3 protein-coding genes are annotated in these 2715 nt (G+C 33.7%); all 3 read left to right on the forward strand.

The features are described from left to right. On the forward strand, positions 1-1381 hold a 1381-nt coding region (cas3, locus tag EA412_00650), incomplete at its 5' end, for a CRISPR-associated helicase Cas3' (GenBank protein TVR83893.1). Between the two features lie 452 nt (positions 1382-1833). Beyond that, a complete protein-coding gene (locus tag EA412_00655) occupies positions 1834-2355 on the forward strand; it encodes a hypothetical protein (protein ID TVR83894.1) in 522 nt (173 codons plus the stop codon). Between the two features lie 63 nt (positions 2356-2418). Then, positions 2419-2715: hypothetical protein (locus EA412_00660; GenBank protein ID TVR83895.1), on the forward strand; the 297-nt coding region annotated here is incomplete at its 3' end.

The following is a 2715-nucleotide window of genomic DNA, read 5'->3' on the forward strand; positions in this document are numbered from 1 at the left end:
ACCGAATAATCATGACATACCCGGTAAACTACGGCTTAATCAATGTAAACATGCCGAAATCATTGAGCATAAATTTGAAAATGATGACATTCCGGATGAAGGAAAGAAAAAAGAGCTATTGGAAAACTTTAAAAATCTTGTAACTCCCATAAAAATCACTACTCCATTCCAATTACTAAAAAACCTGTTTGCACTTAAAGGTTTCGAAAAAGGCTTATTTGAATGGCTGGGTGGTTATTTTATTTTCGATGAGATTCATGCCTATAACCCTAAGGTATTTGCGCAGATCTTAGTACTTATAGAGTTTGCCGTTAAGTATTTCAACGTAAGTGTTTTTGTTATGACAGCAACTTTACCAGACTTCTTAAGGAAAGAAATAGAAAAGGCCCTTGGTAATTATGAAACGATATCGGCTGATGATATGCTTTATAAAAGCTTCAACCGCCATAGGATAAATGTTAAGCAAGGCAGACTGGATGAAAATACTGCTTCTATTCAGGAAACGCTGAATTCAGGAAAAAAAGTTTTGGTAGTTTGTAATACTGTAAAACAATCACAACTCATGTACGAAAGTCTTAGTACTAACAAGAAAGTTTTGTTGCACAGTGCATTCAATGCTCATGATCGCAACCAAAAAGAAGAGCAGCTTTTTGACCCGGGAATTAATTTACTTGTCGGCACACAGGCTATTGAGGTAAGTCTAGATATTGACTTTGATATTATTTTCACGGAACCCGCTCCTTTAGATGCATTGATACAAAGGTTTGGCCGGGTAAATAGAAAGCGTCAAAAAGGGATATGTAATTGTGTGGTGTTTGAAGACCGAAATAAAACTGATAAATATATTTACTCTAATGAACAGGTAATCAATCGTACTCTGGAAATTTTAAAAATAAAACAACAAGAAAACCAAGGAATACTTCAGGAATCTGAGTTGCAGAAAATGATCGATTATGTTTATCCGCAATGGGATATTAAAGACAAAGAAGACTTTGACACAACCTCCACCTTGCTCAAATATACGATTGAAAATGAATTAAAACCATTCATCAGCAATAAAAAATCAGAGGAAGATTTCTACAGTCAGTTCGATGGAATTAAAGTTTTGCCATCATGTTTTTTATCGGATTATCAGAAATTATTAGAAAATAACATGTTTACCAAAGCGGAAAGCTTGAAGGTTCAAATTTCGGAAAAAAGGTTTTTTGCCCTTGCAAATAATCAGGGTGTAGAAAAGGAAGTAACGATTTTTGAGTTGAAGAATTCAACCAGGATTAAAGAACAGCCAGTATGGATAGTATCAAAAAAATATACTAATGTGCTGGGTTTACAGGTCGAACTAGATGATGATCTGTCAATTCCATTTGGCCAGTTCTTATAATTAAATACCATGGAGAACTATCACTTATATTACATATTAATACAATGAAAAAACTAAATTTATTTTGCTACTAGTTTTTTATTTTTGCAGATAGTAAATCAATTACAGAGAACCAACAAATAATTGTTTGATAATTTTATTTGTAATTAATTTTCAAACAAAAAATAATGATTAATTAAATTGAGATTTTTGTACTACAGTGAAAATATTTACAGTATTACCAGAATAAATTATTGCGGGCTATTTTATCAATTCAAACAAATCCTCCCCAAACCATCCAATCATGAACAACCATATCAACCCCACACCAATCAACCATCACAACCATTTAAACCCTATAAATAAAATCATGAAAATTTCATTTTAATATTTATTTTCCAAGTATATTACAGAAACTAAACCATCAAAATTAAAAACCGTTTTAGAGTTAAAAACTTAAATGCTATAATCAGATGGAAAAATACATCAATCAACTCATTAATGACATAAGAGCGACGAGGCAATATATTGCGGCTCAAAATAACTTAAATGAAACTACCGATTTTGAGGATAAAATTGAAATGGGTGATTTCTCTCATGTGGAACAGTATATTTATGGTGAAGGAATACCCATATCAACAATTACAACTATCGACGTTTCTCTTCTACCCCCAGAAGATAAACTTACCCTGGATCAAAAGGCTGTTTTGGCAGAAGAACTCGAAAAACTGCTGGAGGTAAAGCATTTTGCTCTCGACTTTCCGGAGAATTTACCAATGCATATGCGTTATCCCCTTATCAGAAAATTCTGGAGTGAAAAACATGTGGAAATGTCTTTTGGAACAAGTCACATCGAGTTTTGCCAATACGAGCCCGATAATTGCCCTTATCCTGATTATTGCGTATGTAAAGACTTTGAGGAATATAATAACGAACCTGACAATGCAACTGAAGAGGGTTTTGACCAAACTGATCTGGATGAGCGTCCTTTTTAGGTAGCTTAAGGTTACAAAAAACTAAAAATCTATCTTCATACTTTTTCAATATTAACCCCAATCATGTCCAACCTCCAAAAATTATATAACAACATCGACAACTCCCAAAAAAACGATTTCCTTTGGGAAATCCTTCAGCAAGACGAGCGAATTGAAAGAATGTTCGTTGAGAAGTTCTTTCAGGAATGGGAAGCTATCAGATTAAATGAACCTCAGAAATATGATTTAAAAAAACTTCTGAAAATGATCAAAGAAGATGCCCTGACTATTTCTGCAGAGTTGAGTGAGCTCAACTTTGAAGATGTAGATTGGGATCTATGGGACGATCCGGGATATTATGTCCCTGATTACGAGGTAGCC

This window comes from Chitinophagaceae bacterium (assembly GCA_007695095.1).
Lineage (GTDB): Bacteria > Bacteroidota > Bacteroidia > Chitinophagales > REEL01 > REEL01.

Bases quoted from the DNA above. Each gene is read 5' to 3' on its own strand.
- EA412_00655 (TVR83894.1), top strand. From the start codon at position 1,834: ATGGAAAAATACATCAATCAACTCATTAATGACATAAGAGCGACGAGG.